The sequence below is a fragment of the Pseudomonas sp. CCC4.1 genome (genome assembly GCF_035019225.1).
Lineage (GTDB): Bacteria > Pseudomonadota > Gammaproteobacteria > Pseudomonadales > Pseudomonadaceae > Aquipseudomonas > Aquipseudomonas bubulae.
Map to the genome: position 1 here is coordinate 29,611 of NZ_JASJWL010000007.1, position 16,689 is coordinate 46,299.

At 58.1% G+C, this 16,689-nt stretch carries 18 protein-coding genes; 11 read left to right on the forward strand and 7 right to left on the reverse strand.

Features of this window, described 5'->3' with window-relative positions; genetic code table 11:
* The first annotated feature begins 76 nt into the window (after window positions 1-76).
* Complete coding sequence (locus tag QN377_RS04625) at window positions 77-436, forward strand: hypothetical protein (RefSeq protein WP_095019516.1); 360 nt, start codon at window positions 77-79, stop codon at window positions 434-436.
* 152 nt (window positions 437-588) lie between these two features.
* Here QN377_RS04625 and QN377_RS04630 read toward each other — a convergent pair whose 3' ends face one another.
* Window positions 589-981: a cupin domain-containing protein gene (locus QN377_RS04630; protein WP_095025816.1), complete on the reverse strand. Its 393-nt coding sequence runs from the start codon at window positions 979-981 to the stop codon at window positions 589-591.
* A 610-nt stretch (window positions 982-1,591) separates the two neighbouring features.
* On the opposite strand from QN377_RS04630, the gene QN377_RS04635 reads away from it, so the two are divergent.
* The gene (locus QN377_RS04635; RefSeq protein ID WP_095002014.1) at window positions 1,592-2,680 is read left to right on the forward strand and encodes a hypothetical protein; all 1,089 of its coding nucleotides are present in this window, start codon (window positions 1,592-1,594) and stop codon (window positions 2,678-2,680) included.
* Between the two features lie 39 nt (window positions 2,681-2,719).
* Here QN377_RS04635 and QN377_RS04640 read toward each other — a convergent pair whose 3' ends face one another.
* Entirely contained in the window at window positions 2,720-3,283 is a 564-nt protein-coding gene (locus QN377_RS04640; RefSeq protein WP_095002013.1) for a cysteine hydrolase family protein, read from the reverse strand.
* 66 nt (window positions 3,284-3,349) lie between these two features.
* Window positions 3,350-3,607 (reverse strand): hypothetical protein, encoded by a 258-nt coding sequence (locus tag QN377_RS04645; protein ID WP_095027265.1) that lies wholly within the window; start codon window positions 3,605-3,607, stop codon window positions 3,350-3,352.
* Window positions 3,608-3,778: 171 nt separating this feature from the next.
* Here QN377_RS04645 and QN377_RS04650 point away from each other — a divergent pair, with 171 nt between their 5' ends.
* Both QN377_RS04650 and QN377_RS04655 read left to right on the forward strand, forming a co-directional pair.
* A complete protein-coding gene (locus tag QN377_RS04650; RefSeq protein ID WP_095002098.1) occupies window positions 3,779-4,489 on the forward strand; it encodes a response regulator in 711 nt (236 codons plus the stop codon).
* Window positions 4,486-5,841 carry a sensor histidine kinase gene (locus QN377_RS04655; protein WP_095027264.1) on the forward strand — a complete coding sequence of 452 codons (1,356 nt, stop codon included), beginning with the start codon at window positions 4,486-4,488 and terminating at the stop codon, window positions 5,839-5,841. The genes QN377_RS04650 and QN377_RS04655 overlap by 4 nt, the downstream gene beginning before the upstream one ends.
* Before the next feature lie 55 nt (window positions 5,842-5,896).
* On the opposite strand, the gene QN377_RS04660 is transcribed toward QN377_RS04655, so the two are convergent.
* Together QN377_RS04660 and QN377_RS04665 are read right to left on the reverse strand one after the other, a co-directional pair.
* Window positions 5,897-7,234: an MFS transporter gene (locus QN377_RS04660; protein WP_095027263.1), complete on the reverse strand. Its 1,338-nt coding sequence runs from the start codon at window positions 7,232-7,234 to the stop codon at window positions 5,897-5,899.
* Between the two features lie 125 nt (window positions 7,235-7,359).
* Window positions 7,360-8,256, reverse strand: coding sequence for a DMT family transporter (locus QN377_RS04665; protein ID WP_315264706.1), 897 nt, complete (start codon window positions 8,254-8,256; stop codon window positions 7,360-7,362).
* Between the two features lie 98 nt (window positions 8,257-8,354).
* Between QN377_RS04665 and QN377_RS04670 the strand changes: the two genes are divergently transcribed.
* Complete coding sequence (locus tag QN377_RS04670) at window positions 8,355-9,686, forward strand: PLP-dependent aminotransferase family protein (RefSeq protein ID WP_322212683.1); 1,332 nt, start codon at window positions 8,355-8,357, stop codon at window positions 9,684-9,686.
* A gap of 12 nt (window positions 9,687-9,698) precedes the next feature.
* Here the strand turns inward: QN377_RS04670 and QN377_RS04675 are convergent, their stop codons facing one another.
* Entirely contained in the window at window positions 9,699-10,136 is a 438-nt protein-coding gene (locus tag QN377_RS04675; protein WP_095002007.1) for an Lrp/AsnC family transcriptional regulator, read from the reverse strand.
* A gap of 130 nt (window positions 10,137-10,266) precedes the next feature.
* Here QN377_RS04675 and QN377_RS04680 point away from each other — a divergent pair, with 130 nt between their 5' ends.
* On the forward strand, window positions 10,267-11,163 hold the full coding sequence (locus tag QN377_RS04680) for a DMT family transporter (RefSeq protein ID WP_322212685.1): 897 nt from the start codon (window positions 10,267-10,269) through the stop codon (window positions 11,161-11,163).
* Window positions 11,164-11,226: 63 nt separating this feature from the next.
* On the opposite strand, the gene QN377_RS04685 is transcribed toward QN377_RS04680, so the two are convergent.
* Complete coding sequence (locus QN377_RS04685) at window positions 11,227-11,718, reverse strand: hypothetical protein (protein WP_322212686.1); 492 nt, start codon at window positions 11,716-11,718, stop codon at window positions 11,227-11,229.
* Between the two features lie 241 nt (window positions 11,719-11,959).
* Between QN377_RS04685 and QN377_RS04690 the strand changes: the two genes are divergently transcribed.
* From QN377_RS04690 to QN377_RS04710, 5 genes are read left to right on the forward strand one after another with little or no spacing between them, the layout of a single operon-like run.
* Window positions 11,960-13,540, forward strand: a complete 1,581-nt coding sequence (locus QN377_RS04690; RefSeq protein WP_095018563.1) for an ABC transporter substrate-binding protein — start codon at window positions 11,960-11,962, stop codon at window positions 13,538-13,540.
* Window positions 13,537-14,508: an ABC transporter permease gene (locus QN377_RS04695; protein WP_232527677.1), complete on the forward strand. Its 972-nt coding sequence runs from the start codon at window positions 13,537-13,539 to the stop codon at window positions 14,506-14,508. Before QN377_RS04690 ends, QN377_RS04695 begins: the two co-directional genes overlap by 4 nt.
* Window positions 14,505-15,311, forward strand: coding sequence for an ABC transporter permease (locus QN377_RS04700; protein WP_095002003.1), 807 nt, complete (start codon window positions 14,505-14,507; stop codon window positions 15,309-15,311). The genes QN377_RS04695 and QN377_RS04700 overlap by 4 nt, the downstream gene beginning before the upstream one ends.
* On the forward strand, window positions 15,311-16,102 hold the full coding sequence (locus tag QN377_RS04705) for an ATP-binding cassette domain-containing protein (protein ID WP_322212688.1): 792 nt from the start codon (window positions 15,311-15,313) through the stop codon (window positions 16,100-16,102). The genes QN377_RS04700 and QN377_RS04705 overlap by 1 nt, the downstream gene beginning before the upstream one ends.
* The gene (locus tag QN377_RS04710) at window positions 16,095-16,682 is read left to right on the forward strand and encodes an ATP-binding cassette domain-containing protein (protein ID WP_095002001.1); all 588 of its coding nucleotides are present in this window, start codon (window positions 16,095-16,097) and stop codon (window positions 16,680-16,682) included. The genes QN377_RS04705 and QN377_RS04710 overlap by 8 nt, the downstream gene beginning before the upstream one ends.
* The last annotated feature ends 7 nt before the right edge of the window (window positions 16,683-16,689 follow it).

The window sequence follows — 16,689 nt, forward strand, 5'->3', positions numbered from 1 at the left end:
ATGCGTACAAAGTTTGCAAGGTTCTGTGGATAACCCCCGCCTTCAGGGTGACGAGCTGTCCCATCGAAACGTCATTATGGATGCGGCTGTTGTGTGTGAGCGGCTCTGGATGCAGTTTGGAACCTGGTTGAACCATGAGCGAAGCCTTTATTTATGTGCGTTGACTTTTAACCGGTTCGGGCAGTGGCAGAGTGCTCTGGATAGTGCTGGCAAGGCACTGGTCATTATCGAATCGAACGGGGTGGAGGAGGTGGACAGGGCATTCTTGCTGCTTCAAGTGTCTAAAGCTTGCCAAGGGCTGGGCAATAGGGGAAGCGCTGATGAGGCACTCCATGCTGCAGACCGGATTGCTCAGGGTTTCGATTCGCAACTGAGTCGTTGGTTTTTGGATGTGCGTTCCAAGTTAAAGGTCGCGGACTTTGTGCCTGCTGATTGAAACGGATTAAACATCAGGGGGGTCATCAATGAGAGTACGGATCCATTGTAATGTCTTCAGTGACCATGCCAAAAGAAGCAGTATATCCTCCCCCTGATTTACCTCATGTTAGCCATGCAAGATGCTGCCCGGTGTGATGCGCAGTCGCTGGATCAGGGTGCAGGGACAGAAAAGCTCTTGCCTTTTTCCACTACCCAGGTGGCAAGAACGGTAGCGCCCTGTGGGCCCGCTTTGCTGATGTGGGGTTCGTGCGCCAGGTGTTGAAAACTGTCACCGGCCTTTATTCGCTTTTCAGGCTGCCCATCCATTGTAATGATGACCTCGCCTTCAAGCACATAGGCGACTTCTGGTCCTGTATGTATGTGGCGAGCCTTGACTTCGTTCGGGGCGAGTACTGCTTTTTGCAAGCCCATTTGATAGTGGGTATCAGGCATGTCGATTCGTTGCAACACGTCAGACTTTGCGGGTGTTGGCATGTCTGCGATGGCAGCTCCCGCCCAGAGGACGGCACTCAACATAAATATGGCTGGGGGCGTGCCTTTCATTATTTGATTTCCGGTTTATGACGCTTGATTGGCTGTGCGAGTCAGACGTTTTTAGGTGTTCATGTTTTAAGTTTATCGCGTAAAAACAATAGATTTTTGGGCTCGCTAAGGTATGTAGTTTTTTTCTGTTACTTGTGTGGTTCATTTCTTTTCATATTTGTGCGAAATTTAATGTGTGTCATGTTTTTTTAGTGTGTCGTTATTATGTTGTTCGTTCATTCCATCATTTTCTTGTGGTCATTGGCTGTTCCCGGGGGCGTGCAAAAATGCGCAGAGGCCAGCACAGAAATAAGCTAAGTGACTGATTTATAAAAACAAGCATGTATCTAAATGTTTCTGATGGTTTTGCGGTCAATAATGCCGCTTGCGAGATAATTGATAGGGTAAAACCTCTCCGGCATGACGTTTTAGCTGAATTTTGTTGTGTATATGGTGAAATTACCTGCGCAACACTTCCTATACTGCCCGCGGTGTCTACGTACCTGTACAGTTCAGCCAATCACGATGAGTGATCGAACTGCTATGGCGATAGCCACCCTGCGTAAATGAGGTGGTGTCCGCGTCGTCTTGTTTCCTGCACCTAATAAGTCTAAGAATGAGAAAAAGTGTAATGAATAAACAGTCGATCCAGATTGCGCTTGCGTACATGTCCGTAGTTATCGGTGGTGGCTTTGCCTCCGGGCAGGAGGTGCTGCAGTTTTTCACCGGCTATGGGCTTATCGGTATCCTGGGCACCCTGGTAAGCGGTTTGATGTTTGCCTTCCTCGGTATGCAGATCGCCCGCATGAGTTCGAAGATGCAGGCCAACTCGCACAAGGAAGTACTCTACGCCCTGTTCGGCGCACGTCTGGGCTGGGTCGTCGATGTGGTGCTGTCATTCTTCCTCTATGGGGTTGGTGTGGTGATGCTGGCCGGTAGCGGTTCGATTTTTGCCCAGCAGTACGATCTGCCCCCATTGTTTGGCGGTGTATTGATGACCGTGCTGGTGATCGCCACGCTGTGCATGAACGTCAAGCGCATCATTGATCTGATCAGCGCGGTCATGCCTTTTCTGCTGGCGATGGTGCTAATCATCACGACCTACTCGATTTTCAGCTACAACGCTCCAATCGAGACCCTGGATGCTGTGGCGCGTGAAAACAACGAGACGGTCACTGGCAACTGGTTTGTCGGCGCCTTGCTCTACGCTTCGTTCAATATCGCGGTAGGTTTCCCGATGCTGGCAGTGATCGGTGGCATGACCAAACAACCCAAGGCGGCCGCTCTCGGCGGTGTGCTCGGCGGGCTTGGTTTGGGCGCCCTGATCCTGTTGTTGAACATCGGCCTGTTTGCCAACATCAACCAGCTGCAGGGTATTGAAATGCCGTCCCTGGCACTGGCCGGGCGCATCTCGCCACTGCTCTCGGTGGTGATGTCCATCGCACTGGTGTGCATGGTCTACAGCACTGCGGTTGGGATGTTCTTTGCCTTCAGTGCACGCTTTGCCAAGCCGGAATCGGGCCGTTTCAAGTTGTTTAGTGCAGTGACCGTTTGTGTCGGTCTGGCTTTGAGCCTGGGTGGTTTCAGCAAGTTGGTGGGCACCGTGTATCCGCTGCTGGGCTACGTAGGCTTTGCGCTGATCCTCGCCATTTGCTTCAGCTGGCTGCGCAGTCGCTCGCTGGCCAAGGCGGAAAAAACCGCGCTGGACGCGGTCTCCTGACCCCGGCTGCCGCCGAACGCAAGTTCGGCGGCTTCCTTCCTAACCCTGCTGTTCAAGTATCTGGTTGACGTCCCGGACCCTGGCGTAATCCATTGCCATGCTGGCAAGCGACAGTGCATGTACATCCTCGGCAGGCCACAGGCGTCCATTCAGGTCTATCTGATCGAATGTATAGCAGGCATCCGATCCCACAATCACATCGAACCCCAGGCAACCTGCTGAGCGAACCGTGCTCTCTACGGAATTATTGGTAATCACGCCGACGATGACCAACTGCTCAATCCCGCGCGTGCGCAACCAGCGTTCCAGGCCTGTGTTGGTAAATGCATCGGGTACGTTCTTTTCAACCACGTGCTCACTATCGAGCGGGGCCAGCCCCTCCTGAAACTCGCAGCCAGGCTGGCCGGGCCAGAATACCGAGGCAGGCGATCGGGATATATGCCGGACATGGACTACCGGACGCTGTACATGCCGCCAGGTTTCCAGCAGGCGCTGTACGTTGAGCTCGGTGTGCGGGTTGTTTCTGCGACCAAGCCCGGGAAGGCTTATCCCTTTTTGCATATCGATGATGATCAGTGCCGCATCGGATTTGATCAGGGGCATGGCCGTTCCTCTGGCTGGGGATAGGGAGCACCATGCTAAGTCTATTGCGCCGGGGTCACCAGATGGCTACAGGTCTTTATCCTGGCTCAGGGTTTGCGGTTCGCCGTGGCTGATCATCCATTTCAGCAAAGCCCTCACCGGCACTGTATGAGTGCTCTCGATCCACTGAACACCTTCATGGCTGTAATGCTCGATATAGCGGCTGAGTACCAGCGTGTCGCGATCGCTCGACAGGCGCAGGCTTGTTTCGCGACAGTGCAGGGCGGCGTTGGCACGCTTTACCAGTCGCTGCTCCAGGATCATGGCCGGGTTTTCGCAAGGCATGGGTACACGCGTTCTTGGCAGGAAAGAGGTCTGATCCTCGCATTCGCGGTTTGCCTGGATATGTCTGCTTTTTTGCCTGGCCGCAACTTTGTTACCAAGTTGAAATATATGACGCAGCGGGACGAATAGTTTTAGATGGAAGCCTTTACATACCTTAAGTGGAATGCGCCGGTGAGCAGCCTTTTGATCGTGGACGATGACCTGGAGGTCCTCGCGCTTCTGAAGAAGTTTTTTGTACAACACGGATATTCGGTGGAGGTGGCCACCGATGGCACGTCACTGTGGGCGGCGATGGCGCTGCAACCACCGGACCTGATTATTCTCGACTTGATGCTGCCTGGCGAAAACGGCCTGATGCTGTGTCAGCGTTTGCGTCAGCAATACCCCACGCCGGTCATCATGCTGACGGCCATGGGCGAGCTGAGTGATCGGGTCGTCGGTCTTGAAATGGGCGCCGATGATTATCTGAGCAAACCTTTTGATGCCCGGGAACTGTTGGCCAGGGTGCGTGCCGTGTTGCGCCGGGCAGGGCAGGGCCAGCCCTCGGTCGGGCAGGTGCCGCGGCCACTGATGAAGTTTGCGGGCTGGCAACTGGACCTGACCCGTCGCGAACTGCGCTCACCGGATCAGGTGATGATCCCCTTGTCTGCCGGAGAGTTCGATTTGTTGTTGGTGTTTGTCGAACATCCCCAGCGCATTCTGACTCGCGAACTGTTGCTGGATCTGGCTCGTGGCGCTGGCCATGACGCGTTCGATCGCAGCATCGACGTACAGGTCAGCCGTTTGCGGCGCAAGCTGGAGTTCGACAGCAAAGGGGTCGAGATGATTCGCACCGTGCGCAATGTCGGTTACCTGTTCACGCCCGGGGTGACCTGTCAGTGACGGGCTGGATTTCAGGCTGGCGCCTGCGCTCACGCAACACCATCGCACGCTGGATTGCCTTGACCACCATTGTCGCGATGCTTACGGCGCTGGCATTCAATGCGCTGTTTACTCAGTTGGCGGGTGTTTGGGCTTACCCGCCGCTGAGTGAAATCGGGCTGCTGGAAAAGATTTCCCTGACGACCAAGCTGATCGAAGCTTCGCCGGCGCCACAGCGCCAACGTCTGGCTGCGGCAGCCACTGACAGCGCCCTGAGCATCAGTTGGCATGCCAGCCGTGCCGGCCTGGATTTGCCGCAGGTGGCCGAAGCGGCCAGTCGCACGGCCACGCCGCTGGCGCAGCGACTGTTCAATAGCCCAGAGCGACGCCTCGAAGCCTATCAGCCTGATGACTGGCCACAGCACAACGGGCATTACGCCCTGCTGGTGCAACTGGAGGATGGCTCATGGCTTATGTTCAGCATCGCATCGCGCAGCTGGGGCCTGGGCCAATGGCAGCGAAACCTGATTTTGATCCTGCTGGTGTTGTTGTCCACGGTGCTTGTGGCGCTGATCGCCACTCGCCATCTGGCCAGGCCTTTACAGCAATTTGCCGAGGGCGCCCGGCGTTTTGGTGTCGATTTTCGTGCTCCGCCCATTGAGCCGGTTGGCCCTCGGGAGATCCGACAGGCCATTCTTGCGTTCAACGCCATGCAGGCGCAGTTGCAACACTTCATAAAAGACCGTACCCAGATGCTCGCGGCCATTTCCCATGACTTGCGCACCCCGCTGACACGCATGCGACTGCGCGGTGAGTTTATTGACGACCCGGACCAACAACAGCGTCTGTTTCGCGATGTAGACGAGATGCAGGCCATGATCAACTCCAGCCTGGAGTTCTTTCGCGACGATGCCCGGCTGGAGCAGGCCACGCAATTTGACCTGGCAGGGTTGTTGCAAACCCTGATTGATGACTACCGCGACCAGTCCATTGACATTGCCTTCAACGGTCCTGAGCACCTGGTGTATTTGGGGCGGCCGCTTGGCCTGAAACGGGTGATGACCAACCTGCTGGATAACGCTATCAAGTACGCAGGCGAGCCGGCCATCGAGCTGAGTCGGGACGATGAGCAGGTCACTGTTTTCGTTCTTGACCGGGGGCCGGGCATTCCTGTCCAAAGTCATGAGCAGGTGTTTGTGCCTTTTTATCGGCTTGAAGAATCGCGCAACAAAAGCACCGGCGGGGTGGGGCTCGGACTGTCGGCAGCCAGAGCGATTGTGCTGGAACACGGCGGTTCGCTAACCCTGAGCAACCGCACGGGTGGCGGGTTGGCGGTGAGGGTTGTGTTGCCGGTGCTCAAGGGGGCAGGGTGAATGATCTTCTGCAGAGAGTGCCGGGCAGCCCCGGCACTCTCAGCCTCTTGGCCCCTCAGACCGCAGCGACGGCTTGCGCCGCATTTTCGGGTGTCGCCACATCATGCAAGGAAATCCGCGAGGTCTCCGGCAATGCCAGGCCGCCAGCCAGGGCGAGCAGTGCAACGGCCATCAGATAAAACGCGGGCGACATATTGCTGCCGGTGGTGCTGATCAGCCATGTCGCCACCAGCGGTGCGGTGCCGCCAAAAAGGGTGTACGCCATGTTGTAGGTGATGGCCGAAGCGGTATAGCGAGTGCGGGTCGGAAACGTCTCCGAGAGCAAAGCTGCGGTCACCACGCCACACAACACCGCGCCAATTGCCAGCAGCATGACACCGACGATGGACGCTGCGAACCCGCCCGAGCTGGCCATCAGGAACGACGGATACACCGCGACCATCAGTAGAACGCACGCGGTCACCACGGTCGCCCGCCGCCCGACCCGGTCCGAATACAGCCCGGCCAGAGGGCAGATGGCGGCGGCGAAGAGCAGGGCGATCAGCGACACCAGCAAAGCGGTTGCCCGGCTCAAGCCGCCCGCGACCTGCAAGTAGGTCGCGAAGTAAGTGGTGAACATGTAGAAGGACAGTGCCGTCAGCGACACAAAGGCTCCCAGGCAGCAGATCGCCGCGCCATGGTTGCGCAAGGTGTCCTTGAGTGGGGAGTGGGCGATCGCATGCTCCTCCTTCACGGCCTGGAAGGCCGGGGTTTCATCCAGCTTCCAGCGCAAATAAAGCCCTACCAGGCCCAGTGGCGCAGCAATCAGGAACGGCAGGCGCCAGCCCCAACTGCCCATGCTTTCAGCGGATAACGAAGCCTCAAGGGCGTAGGCCACTACGGCCGCAGCGGCAAAAGCGGAAAATGTCGAAACCGGCACAAAGCTGCCGTACCAGGCTCTTTTATCGCTGGGGGCGTGCTCCATCAAATAGGCACAGGCCCCGGCGTATTCACCGCCTGCAGAAAAGCCTTGGGCGCAACGAATCAGGGTGAGCAGGATCGGCGCCATAACCCCGATTGCAGCATAAGTGGGCAATATACCGATCAAGGTAGTGGCCCCGGCCATCAGCAAAATGGTCATGGCAAGGGTACGCTTGCGGCCTATCCTGTCCCCCAGCATGCCGAAAAAAATCCCGCCAAGGGGGCGAAAGGCAAAGGCCACCGCAAACACAGCAAAGGTCTTGAGCAATGCGGCACTGGCATCGCCACTGGGGAAAAACTGCTGAGCGATGGTGGTGGCCAGAAAACCGTAGACGGCGAAGTCGAACCATTCGACGAAATTACCGATGGCGGCGGCGACAATCACTTTTCTCAGCGTTTCAGGGCTGACCTGCTCTATGGATACGCTTGTCATGCTGCACCTCGACCTGTCCTCAGTAAGGAATGATTATCGAGGCAGCGGCTGAAACGATTCGCTCCAAAAGTGTCATCGGCATAGTCAGTACCGACTTCTCAGAGGTCAAGCACGGGGGCTACAGGCTACCGGGCGAACTTTTTGGCCCCGGCAACGCACAGGATCACCGCCGCTGTAACACCAAACATGCCCATGCTTACAGTCTCGTGCAGCAAGGTGGCAGCCAGTGCCAGGCCAAAAAATGGTTGCAGCAGCTGCAACTGCCCAACGGCGGCAATCCCGCCCTGGGCCAGCCCCCGGTACCAGAATACAAAGCCTATCAGCATGCTGAAGATCGAGATGTAAGCCAGGCCGAGCCAGGCAGGTGCGCTAATACCTTGGAACGAAGCGGGGGCCCACAACCATGCCAGCGGAGCCATCAATGGCAGTGACAGCACCAGTGCCCATGAAATGACCTGCCAGCCGCCCAGCGTACGCGACAACCTGGCCCCTTCGGCATAGCCAAGACCACAGATCAGTACTGCCAGGAGCATCAGGATGTCACCCTCGGGCGCTGCGCTCAGACCCTGCGCAAGGGCATAGGCCACGACGCACGCGCTGCCCAGGATCGAGAACAGCCAGAATGCTGGCCGCGGCCTTTCACCCCCGCGCACCACGGCGAAGGCTGCGGTAGACAGCGGCAGCAGGCCCAGAAAGACAATGGTATGGGCCGAAGTCACATGCTGCAAAGCCAGCGCGGTCAGCAGCGGAAACCCCACCACAACCCCGGTTGCCACCAGCAGCAGGGGCACCAGCTGGCTGAACTGCGGCCGTCGTGCCTTGAGTAGCCCGAGCATGGCCAGGGCAAGCACACCGGCGATGGTGGCACGGGCCAGGGTCAGAAATACCGGGTCAAGTTCCAGCACGGCCACCTTGGTCGCAGGCAATGAAGCGCTGAAAATGACCACGCCGATAAACCCGTTTATCCAGCCGCTCAGGTTTTTTTCAGTGGTGGGGGTTTGCAAGTTGGAAGTACGTTCCATCGAGTCTCACGCTCAAGGCCAATCGCGGGATTGCATACAGTCCATCCTATGGCTGATGATTAATGACAATCAAAAAATTGTCATGGATACAAAGCCCGATGCCCCGTTCCCGCTACAAGCTGCTGGTAGACGCGTTTGCCGACGATATCCGCTCAGGCCGTTTGCCGCCGGGCACGCGTTTGCCTACCCATCGCCAGCTCGCAGCCAGCGAAGGGCTGGCGCTGGTCACGGCCAGTCGCGTGTATGCCGAGCTTGAGGCCATGGGGCTGGTCAGTGGCGAAACCGGGCGTGGCACTTTTGTCCGGGAAACCTCGCTACCACCAGGCCACGGTATAGACCAGCCCGACGTGATAGCGGGGATGCTGGATCTCAATTACAACTATCCCTCCTTGCCGGGCCAGGCCGAACTGTTGCGTACTGCGCTGCGGCAGTTGGCGTTGTCTGGCGATCTGGAATCGTTGTTGCGCTACCAGCCCCATGGCGGGCGCCTGCATGAGCGCGCCTCGGTCGCGAGGCACCTGGCCAGGAGCGGGTTGAATGTGCCCGCCGAACAGGTGTTGATCGTCAACGGCGCACAACACGGGTTGAGCGTGGTGCTGATGGCACTGCTCCAGCCTGGTGACGTGATCGCGGTGGACGCCTTGACCTACCCAGGTTTCAAGGCACTGGCGCTGGCCCTGCACCTTGAATTGCTGCCCATCCCGAGCACGGAAAGCGGGCCGGATCTGGATGCCCTCGCCAGGCTGTGTCGCCGTCGCTCTGTGCGTGCTGTCTACAGCATGCCGACGTTGCACAATCCGTTGGGGTGGGTGATGAGCCTGGAGCAGCGCCAACACTTGGTCGCGATCGCCCGGGCACATGATCTGCATATCATCGAAGATGCGGCCTACGCTTTTCTGGTCGATAACCCGCCGACGTCTTTGGCTGACTTGGCGCCGGAAAGAACCGTTTACGTGTCTGGGTTTTCCAAAAGTGTCGCAGCGGGTTTACGCGTGGGCTTTATCGTCGCGCCCGCAGAAAAGGTCAGTGTCCTTGAGCGGATAATCCGAGTGACTGCCTGGAATGCTCCCGGTGTGATGACCGCTATCACCAGTGCTTGGCTCGACGATGGCACCGTGACCCGGCTCGAGTCGCAAAAGCGCAAAGACGCACAGGCAAGGCAGCTCATTGCTGATGAGCAGTTGGCGGGGTTGCACAGGATCCGCCATCCTTCGTCCTACTTTGTCTGGTTGCCTCTGTCAGAGGACGCCCGGGCGGACCAGGTTGTTGCGGCGTTGGCGCGTGAGCAGGTCTCGGTGTCGACCGCGCAGCCCTTTGCAACTTCGGCCCATGTGCCCCATGCGATAAGGCTGGCGCTGGGCTCGGTGGGCATGACGGCCCTGCGTGAGGGCCTGGCGAAAGTGAAGTGGGTGGTTCAGGCCCATGCTTAGGGAGGGGCGCACTCAGGCCATGGGCGGCAACCGGCGTTTGACCGGGCTTTTTTTGATGATCGACGTATTGGTTTCGGCGTAAGCATTGAGGCCATCAAGCAGGCTGTCCAATTGCTCGATTGAACGCACATGCAGACGGGCAATAAAACAGTCATCGCCCGTCACCTTGTCGCACTCGGTGAACTGGGGGATGTTCTGGATCTGGCGCTCCACTTCCTGCAACTGCCCCGGTAGCGGTCGAATGCGGATGATGGCCTGGAGTTGATAGCCAAAGGCTTTGGGATCGACTTCCACGGTGTAACCCTTGATCACTTCGCGCTCTTCGAGCTTGCGAATGCGCTCGGCGACGCTGGGTGACGACAGGCCGCTGAGGCTGGCCAGTGTTTTCAGGGAGCTGCGTGAGTCTTGCATCAGTGCGCTGATCAACAGCTGATCTATCTCGTCGCTCATCTTTGCTCCTTAGGCCAAATTGGCAGAATGCCTTAACACTAAAGGCAAAAATGACGAATTGCCTTTTCTGGATTATGGCGCTGCATGAATCGCGATTGCCATACTGTTTCCTACTTTGAGGGAGGCAAATATGGACAAAACCACGCAACGCGGTTCGCTGGAAATGGTCGCAGCCATGCTTATCTCCGGCACCATTGGCTGGCTTGTCCTGCTAAGCGGGCAAGCAGTGCTGGATGTGGTGTTCTGGCGCTGTGTGTTTGGCGCGGTGACGTTGCTGCTGATCTGTGCGCGGATGGGTTTTTTACGCCGCGGTCTGCTGAACCGCACTACCTTTGCGATGGTTGTTTTGAGCGGCGTGGCCATCGTTGCCAACTGGGTGTTGTTGTTCGCGTCCTACTCCAGGGCCTCAATCGCCATTGGTACGGCGGTCTACAACGTTCAGCCATTTATCCTGCTCGGTCTGGCAGCGTTGTTCCTGGGTGAAAGAATAACCCTGCACAAACTGGCCTGGCTGGTGGTGTCGTTTGTGGGCATGTTGGCGATCGTCAGCGCCCACCACGGGCAAGGGGAGAGCGGCAGTGAGTACTTGCTGGGGATTGCCCTGGCGCTGAGTGCGGCCTTGATGTACGCCGTGGCCGTGCTGATCATCAAACGCCTGCGCGGGATCCCCCCGCACCTGATCGCGCTGATCCAGGTCAGCACCGGCGCACTGCTGCTGGCACCCCTGGCCAACGTCACTGAGCTGCCTGCTGGCGCACAGGCGTGGGGCGCCTTACTGACGCTTGGCGTAGTCCATACCGGCTTGATGTATGTACTGCTCTACGGAGCAATCCAGAAACTGCCCACGGCATTGATCGGAGCACTGAGCTTTATCTACCCCATTGCCGCGATATTTGTGGACTGGTTTGCCTTTGGCCATCGCCTGGAACCGCTGCAATGGGTGGGCGTGGCGGCGATTTTAATCGCGGCAGCCGGGATTCAGCTGGGGTGGCGGGTGGGAGGGCGGCGGGTAGTGAGTGGAGGATAATGGCTGTTTAAATGCACTTGGTCACGGTGAGCGTTCATGGCCAAGTGCATTGATGGGCCTGGCTTAAATCCCCGACCGACTCATCGGGCTGATCATGCGCACGCCCAGACTCAGTGCCTGGGTTACCAGCGCTCTCATATCGGCGGTGTTTTCGTTGTTGACGCACTGCGCCAGTCTTTCGCCCAGGGTCGGCGCAGTGTCGGTGCCTTCCGGGTAAGCGCGCAGGATCAGCAGCCCGCTGTTGGTCAGAACCACTTCGTAAAAGGCTACGCCCGACATGCCGTCGAAGTGGATGTAGCCAATATCCGCCAGCCATTTGACCGTGGCCAGGAACAGGTTCTCTTCTTTTTCCAGCGCCTCGCGGTTGCTGTCCGCCAGGCCTTTGTAGTCGATAAAGCGCTCGGCAGTCAGGGTGATGGGCAAGGGGAAGTTACGGTACAGGTGGCCCAGGATCAAACCGGCATAGCAGTCGAACAATTCGATATTGTTGGACGGCAAGGTGTTGATCGAGTGAACGTTTTTTTCTGTGAGGTGACCGGCTAATCCTTTGAACATGCGAACCTCTGTCAGCTGTGTCTGTATGGCGTGACTGAATAAGCGTACCCATTGGTATAGCACAGTCATGCCCGGGGAACCTGACCTGTGGCAATTGTTACAAGGTAAGACGTATCGCCTGGAAAACCCCTAAAAAATCAGATGCATAACTGGCTATTTAAAATCAGCCTGCTATTACTGTGGGGCGCGATAACCTGCGTACGGCCCGTTTGGGCGAGGCCATTTCATATCAGGAGGATAGATGTCAAAACCCGCATGGATGCGTAACACCCTGGTGGCTGCGGCCTTGTTGAGTGTGTTGGCAGCGCCTGTTGTCTCAGCGCAGGATCGCACCCTGCAACTGGCCATTGGTGATGAGCCGACCGAAGGCTTTGATCCAATGCTGGGCTGGAGCCACGGCAGTTATCTGCTGTTGCACAGCCCTTTGCTCAAGCAAAACGAAGATTTGTCCTGGAGCGGTTTTCTCCTCAGCGATTATCAGGCCAGCGCGGATGGCAAGACCTGGACCCTCAAGCTCAAGCCCGACCTCAAGTTCTCCGACGGTTCGCCACTGACCGCCAAGGACGTGGCTTACACCTACAACAATGCGGCGGCCAGTGGTGGCAAGGTCGATATGGGCAACTTCCTCAAGGCCGAGGCGGTTGATCCGCTCACGGTGCGTATTGAGCTCAAGGCGCCGCAAAGCACGTTCGTCAATGTGCTCGGTTCGCTGGGGATTGTCTCGGCAGACCAATACGACGCCAAAACCTACGCGCAAAAGCCGATTGGCGCCGGGCCTTATCGGTTGGTCAGCTACCAGCCGGGTCAGCAGTTGATCGTTGAGGCCAACCCGTACTACGCAGGGCAGAAGAACGATTTCAACAAACTGGTGTTTGTGTTCCTGGATGAAGACAGCGCTTTCGCTGCCGCCCAAAGCAAGCAGCTGGGTATTGTGCGCATCGCCCCTGCGCTGGCCGTGACGCCTGCCGCGGGCATGAAACTGTGGGTTCGCCCCAGTGTGGAAAACCGTGGCATCGTGATGCCAACCCTCGCGTCCGGTAAAAAAGATGCCCAGGGCTACCCGATTGGCAATGATGTGACGGCTGATGTGGCCATCCGCAAAGCCATCAACTACGCCATCAATCGCCAACTGCTTGCCGATCAGATTCTCGAAGGCCACGCGATCCCGGCCTACACCGGCGTGCAGGGTTTACCGTGGGATAACCCGGATGCGCTGTTCAAGGATGGCGATACCGACAAAGCCCGGCAGATACTGGAAGACGCAGGCTGGATTGAAAACGCCCATGGCATCCGTGAAAAAAACGGCCTGCCGGCCAAAATCACCCTGTGGTACGCCAGTGGCGATGCCACTCGCCGGGATCTGGCCCAGGCCGTGCGCTCAATGCTCAAGCCCGTGGGCATCGACGTAGACCTGAAGTCCGGCAGTTGGGAAACCGTTGAGCGCAACATGCACGCCAACCCGACCCTGTTTGGCTGGGGCAGCCTCGACCCGATGGAGCTTTACCATCACTACAGCAGCAAGGCGGCAGGCGTGGAATACTACAACCCCGGTTATTACCAGAACCCGGTTGTCGATCAGCATCTGCAGCAAGCCCTCGATGCGCCGACCTGGCAGCAGGCGGTGCCGTTCTGGCAGCAAGTGGAGTGGGACGGCAAAACCGGCGTCGGCGTTAAAGGAGATGCCGCCTGGGCCTGGTTGCTCAATGTTCAGCACACTTACCTCACCGATGAGTGCATCGATCTGGGTAAGGGCGCCCCGGAAATCCACGGTTCCTGGTCGCTGCTCAACAGCGTTGATCACTGGAAGTGGACCTGCCGGTGATCCGCGGCCTATCGCTGTTTGTGCTGCGTTTGCTGGGCCTGCTGCTGGTAACGGCAGCGGGCACCTTTGCCTTGCTCAGTTTTTCTCCGGTAGACCCGATCCGGGCCTATATAGGTAACGATCTGTTGCACGTACCGCCCGAGCAATATCCATTGATTGCGGCGCGCTGGGGGCTCGATCTGCCGTTATGGGAGCGCTTTTTGCGCTGGTTCGGGCAAATGCTGCAAGGCGATTTCGGCTATTCAATGCTCTATAACGCGCCGGTCTCGCAGGTGATTGGAGAGCGTTTTGCCACCTCCTTTGCACTGCTGTTTTCGGCCTGGCTGTTTTCCGGCATCGTCGGCCTGGCCATGGGGCTGACGGCCGGGCGTTATTTGAACCGTTGGCCTGACCGCCTTATTTCGACGCTGTCCTATGTGCTGGCATCCATGCCGACGTTCTGGATTGGCCTGCTGTTGCTGTCACTGTTTGCCGTGACGCTCAACTGGGCGCCGATCTGCTGCGCCTGGACCCCCGGCAGCAATGCCGAAACCGCAACCTGGGGCGACAAGTTGCGACACTTGATCCTGCCCATGCTGGCCCTGGGTGTACTGGGCGTGGGCAATATCGCCCTGCATACCCGCTCGCGGGTGGCTGAAGTGATGAACAGCGAATTTATTCGTTTCGCCCATGCCCAGGGCGACAAAGGCTGGCCGCTGATCAACTTTCATATCCTGCGCCATGCCATCACCCCGGCCTTGTGCCTGCAATTTGCCTCGGTGGGGGAGTTGATCGGCGGTTCACTGCTGGCTGAAAAAGTGTTCGCTTATCCAGGCCTGGGGCAGGCCACGATCGATGCCGGATTACGCGGCGATATTCCATTGTTGATGGGGATCGTGATGTTCTGTGCGGTGCTGGTATTCACCGGCAACAGCATTGCCAACGCGCTGTTACTGCGCCTTAACCGCGGGGCGGCGCGCCAGGTATGACCTACAACCCCAATCGCGCCTTGCTAAGGCTCTGCCTCTCGTTGCTGATGCTGCTGGGGTTGATCGCCTACGGTATCTCAATCATCAATATTGATGTCTCCATGGATCTGCTGGCACGGCGCCTGCCACCGTCTGCCGAGTACTGGTTTGGCACTGACAGCCTGGGCCGTGATCTGTGGCTGCGGTGTTTTCAGGGGATGACCACCAGCCTGCAGATCGGCCTGACTGCAGCGTTCAGCAGCGGCTTTCTGGCGATGCTGGCGGCCAGTTTGTGTGCGCTGAACAAAACCCTGGATTACCTGATTCGCGGGCTGATCGACAGCATGCTGGCGTTGCCGCATTTGTTGCTGCTGGTATTGATTTGCTTCACCTTGGGCGGTGGCAAGCAGGGGGTCATCCTGGCCGTGGCGTTGACCCACTGGCCACGCCTGGCCCTGATCCTGCGCGGCGAGATCCTGCGTATCCGCGAGACCGATTTTGTGATGCTCTCCCATCGCCTGGGCAACAGCAGCTTCTATCGCTGGCGTCATCACTTGTTGCCGTTGCTGATGCCGCAGTGGATCGTCGGTACCCTGTTGATGTTCCCCCACGCAGTTCTGCATTCGGCGGCGTTGAGTTTCCTGGGCTTCGGCCTGGCGCCCCATGATCCGTCATTGGGCCTGTTGCTGGCTGATGCGCTAAGGTACTTGAGCAGTGGTGCCTGGTGGCTGGCGTTTTTTCCGGGTTTGATTCTGGTGGGCCTGGTACTGGTTTTTGACCAGTTTGCACGGGCATTGCAGCAGCTCTGGATAAGGATTACCTGATGCTGAAATTCGACCGGTTTGCGATCGACGTTGCGCACTATCATTGGTTGGGCCATAAAACCTGGCATCCGCTGCTGAGCAATATCTCCCTTGAAGTACGCCCCGGAGAATTGACGGCGCTGGTGGGCTCCAGCGGCGAAGGCAAAAGCCTGCTGCTGCAAAGTGCCTTGGGCTTGCTCCCGGAAAACATGCGTTGTCGCGGCGAAATAGTGCTCGACGGGCAGGTGCTGGGGGAGGCCGGCAAGGTCAATCAGCGGGGCAAAGCCCTGTGCTATGTACCCCAGGGTGTCAACGCCCTGAACCCGCTGATCAAGGTCGGGCCGCAATTGCAGCGTGCTGCGCACTTGAGCGGGGTCAGGCTGGGGCTTGGCGATGTGGCCGAGCAGCTCACGCACTACAACCTCAAGCCAGAACTGGTGGACGAATTCCCGCGCATGTTGTCAGGGGGCATGGCCAAGCGCGTTCTGGCCAGTTGCGCGGCCTTGACTCCTGCGCGTTATATCCTCGCGGACGAGATCACCTCATGGCTGGATGACGAACATGCCTGCCAACTGTTGACCCATCTCAAGGGCTTTTGCCTGCAAGGTCGGGGGATTTTGTGGGTGACCCATGATCTGGCCCTGGCGGCGCGCTTTGCCGACAGGATCGCTGTGTTTCATCAGGGCGAGCTGCACGAAACCCTGAGTGCCCTGGAACTGCGCGAAAACGGCGGCAGCCCCTGGTTGCAGTCGTTGTGGGCAGCCTTGCCGGAACAACAGTTTTTTGCCCGGCGGGTGCCGGAATATGCTTGAGGTCCAGCAATTAAGCATTGTCCAGGATGGCCGGCAGCTCTGGGACTGTGTGTCGTTTCAGGTGCGGCCGGGGGAGCGTCAGGGCATCTCGGCGCCCAGCGGTTATGGCAAAACCACCCTGGGCCGGGTGCTGGCGCAATGGCAGTCAGCAACCTCGGGCAGCATCACAGTGGATGGCAAAGCGCTTGCGAAAAAGGGCTATTGCCCGGTGCAGCTGGTGCCGCAGCATCCTGAACAGACCTTCAACCCTTATCGCACAACGGGCGAGAGCCTGCGTGATGCCTGGTCGCCAGATGCCGCCTGGCTGGCACGCCTGGCGGTGAATCCCGGGTGGTTGGCCCGTCGCCCGGACGAATTGTCTGGCGGAGAATTGGCGCGTATCGCTTTGCTCAGGGCGCTGGATCCGCGCACCCGCTACCTGATTGCCGATGAAGTGACGGCGCAACTGGATGCGCATGTACAGGCGCAGGTGTGGCAAGTCTTGCTCGAAGAGACCAGGCGTCGGGAGCTGGGGATGATTGTGTTCAGTCACAACAAGGCGTTGCTGCAGAAGGTATGTTCGAGTATCTGGCTGCCGTAGCCTCGCA

Coding starts and splice junctions, on each gene's coding strand:
- QN377_RS04625 (WP_095019516.1), top strand. CDS start 77: ATGGATGCGGCTGTTGTGTGTGAGCGGCTCTGGATGCAGTTTGGAACC.
- QN377_RS04630 (WP_095025816.1), bottom strand. CDS start 981: ATGAAAGGCACGCCCCCAGCCATATTTATGTTGAGTGCCGTCCTCTGG.
- QN377_RS04635 (WP_095002014.1), top strand. CDS start 1,592: ATGAATAAACAGTCGATCCAGATTGCGCTTGCGTACATGTCCGTAGTT.
- QN377_RS04640 (WP_095002013.1), bottom strand. CDS start 3,283: ATGCCCCTGATCAAATCCGATGCGGCACTGATCATCATCGATATGCAA.
- QN377_RS04645 (WP_095027265.1), bottom strand. CDS start 3,607: ATGCCTTGCGAAAACCCGGCCATGATCCTGGAGCAGCGACTGGTAAAG.
- QN377_RS04660 (WP_095027263.1), bottom strand. CDS start 7,234: ATGACAAGCGTATCCATAGAGCAGGTCAGCCCTGAAACGCTGAGAAAA.
- QN377_RS04665 (WP_315264706.1), bottom strand. CDS start 8,256: ATGGAACGTACTTCCAACTTGCAAACCCCCACCACTGAAAAAAACCTG.
- QN377_RS04670 (WP_322212683.1), top strand. CDS start 8,355: ATGCCCCGTTCCCGCTACAAGCTGCTGGTAGACGCGTTTGCCGACGAT.
- QN377_RS04675 (WP_095002007.1), bottom strand. CDS start 10,136: ATGAGCGACGAGATAGATCAGCTGTTGATCAGCGCACTGATGCAAGAC.
- QN377_RS04680 (WP_322212685.1), top strand. CDS start 10,267: ATGGACAAAACCACGCAACGCGGTTCGCTGGAAATGGTCGCAGCCATG.
- QN377_RS04685 (WP_322212686.1), bottom strand. CDS start 11,718: ATGTTCAAAGGATTAGCCGGTCACCTCACAGAAAAAAACGTTCACTCG.
- QN377_RS04690 (WP_095018563.1), top strand. CDS start 11,960: ATGTCAAAACCCGCATGGATGCGTAACACCCTGGTGGCTGCGGCCTTG.
- QN377_RS04700 (WP_095002003.1), top strand. CDS start 14,505: ATGACCTACAACCCCAATCGCGCCTTGCTAAGGCTCTGCCTCTCGTTG.
- QN377_RS04705 (WP_322212688.1), top strand. CDS start 15,311: ATGCTGAAATTCGACCGGTTTGCGATCGACGTTGCGCACTATCATTGG.
- QN377_RS04710 (WP_095002001.1), top strand. CDS start 16,095: ATGCTTGAGGTCCAGCAATTAAGCATTGTCCAGGATGGCCGGCAGCTC.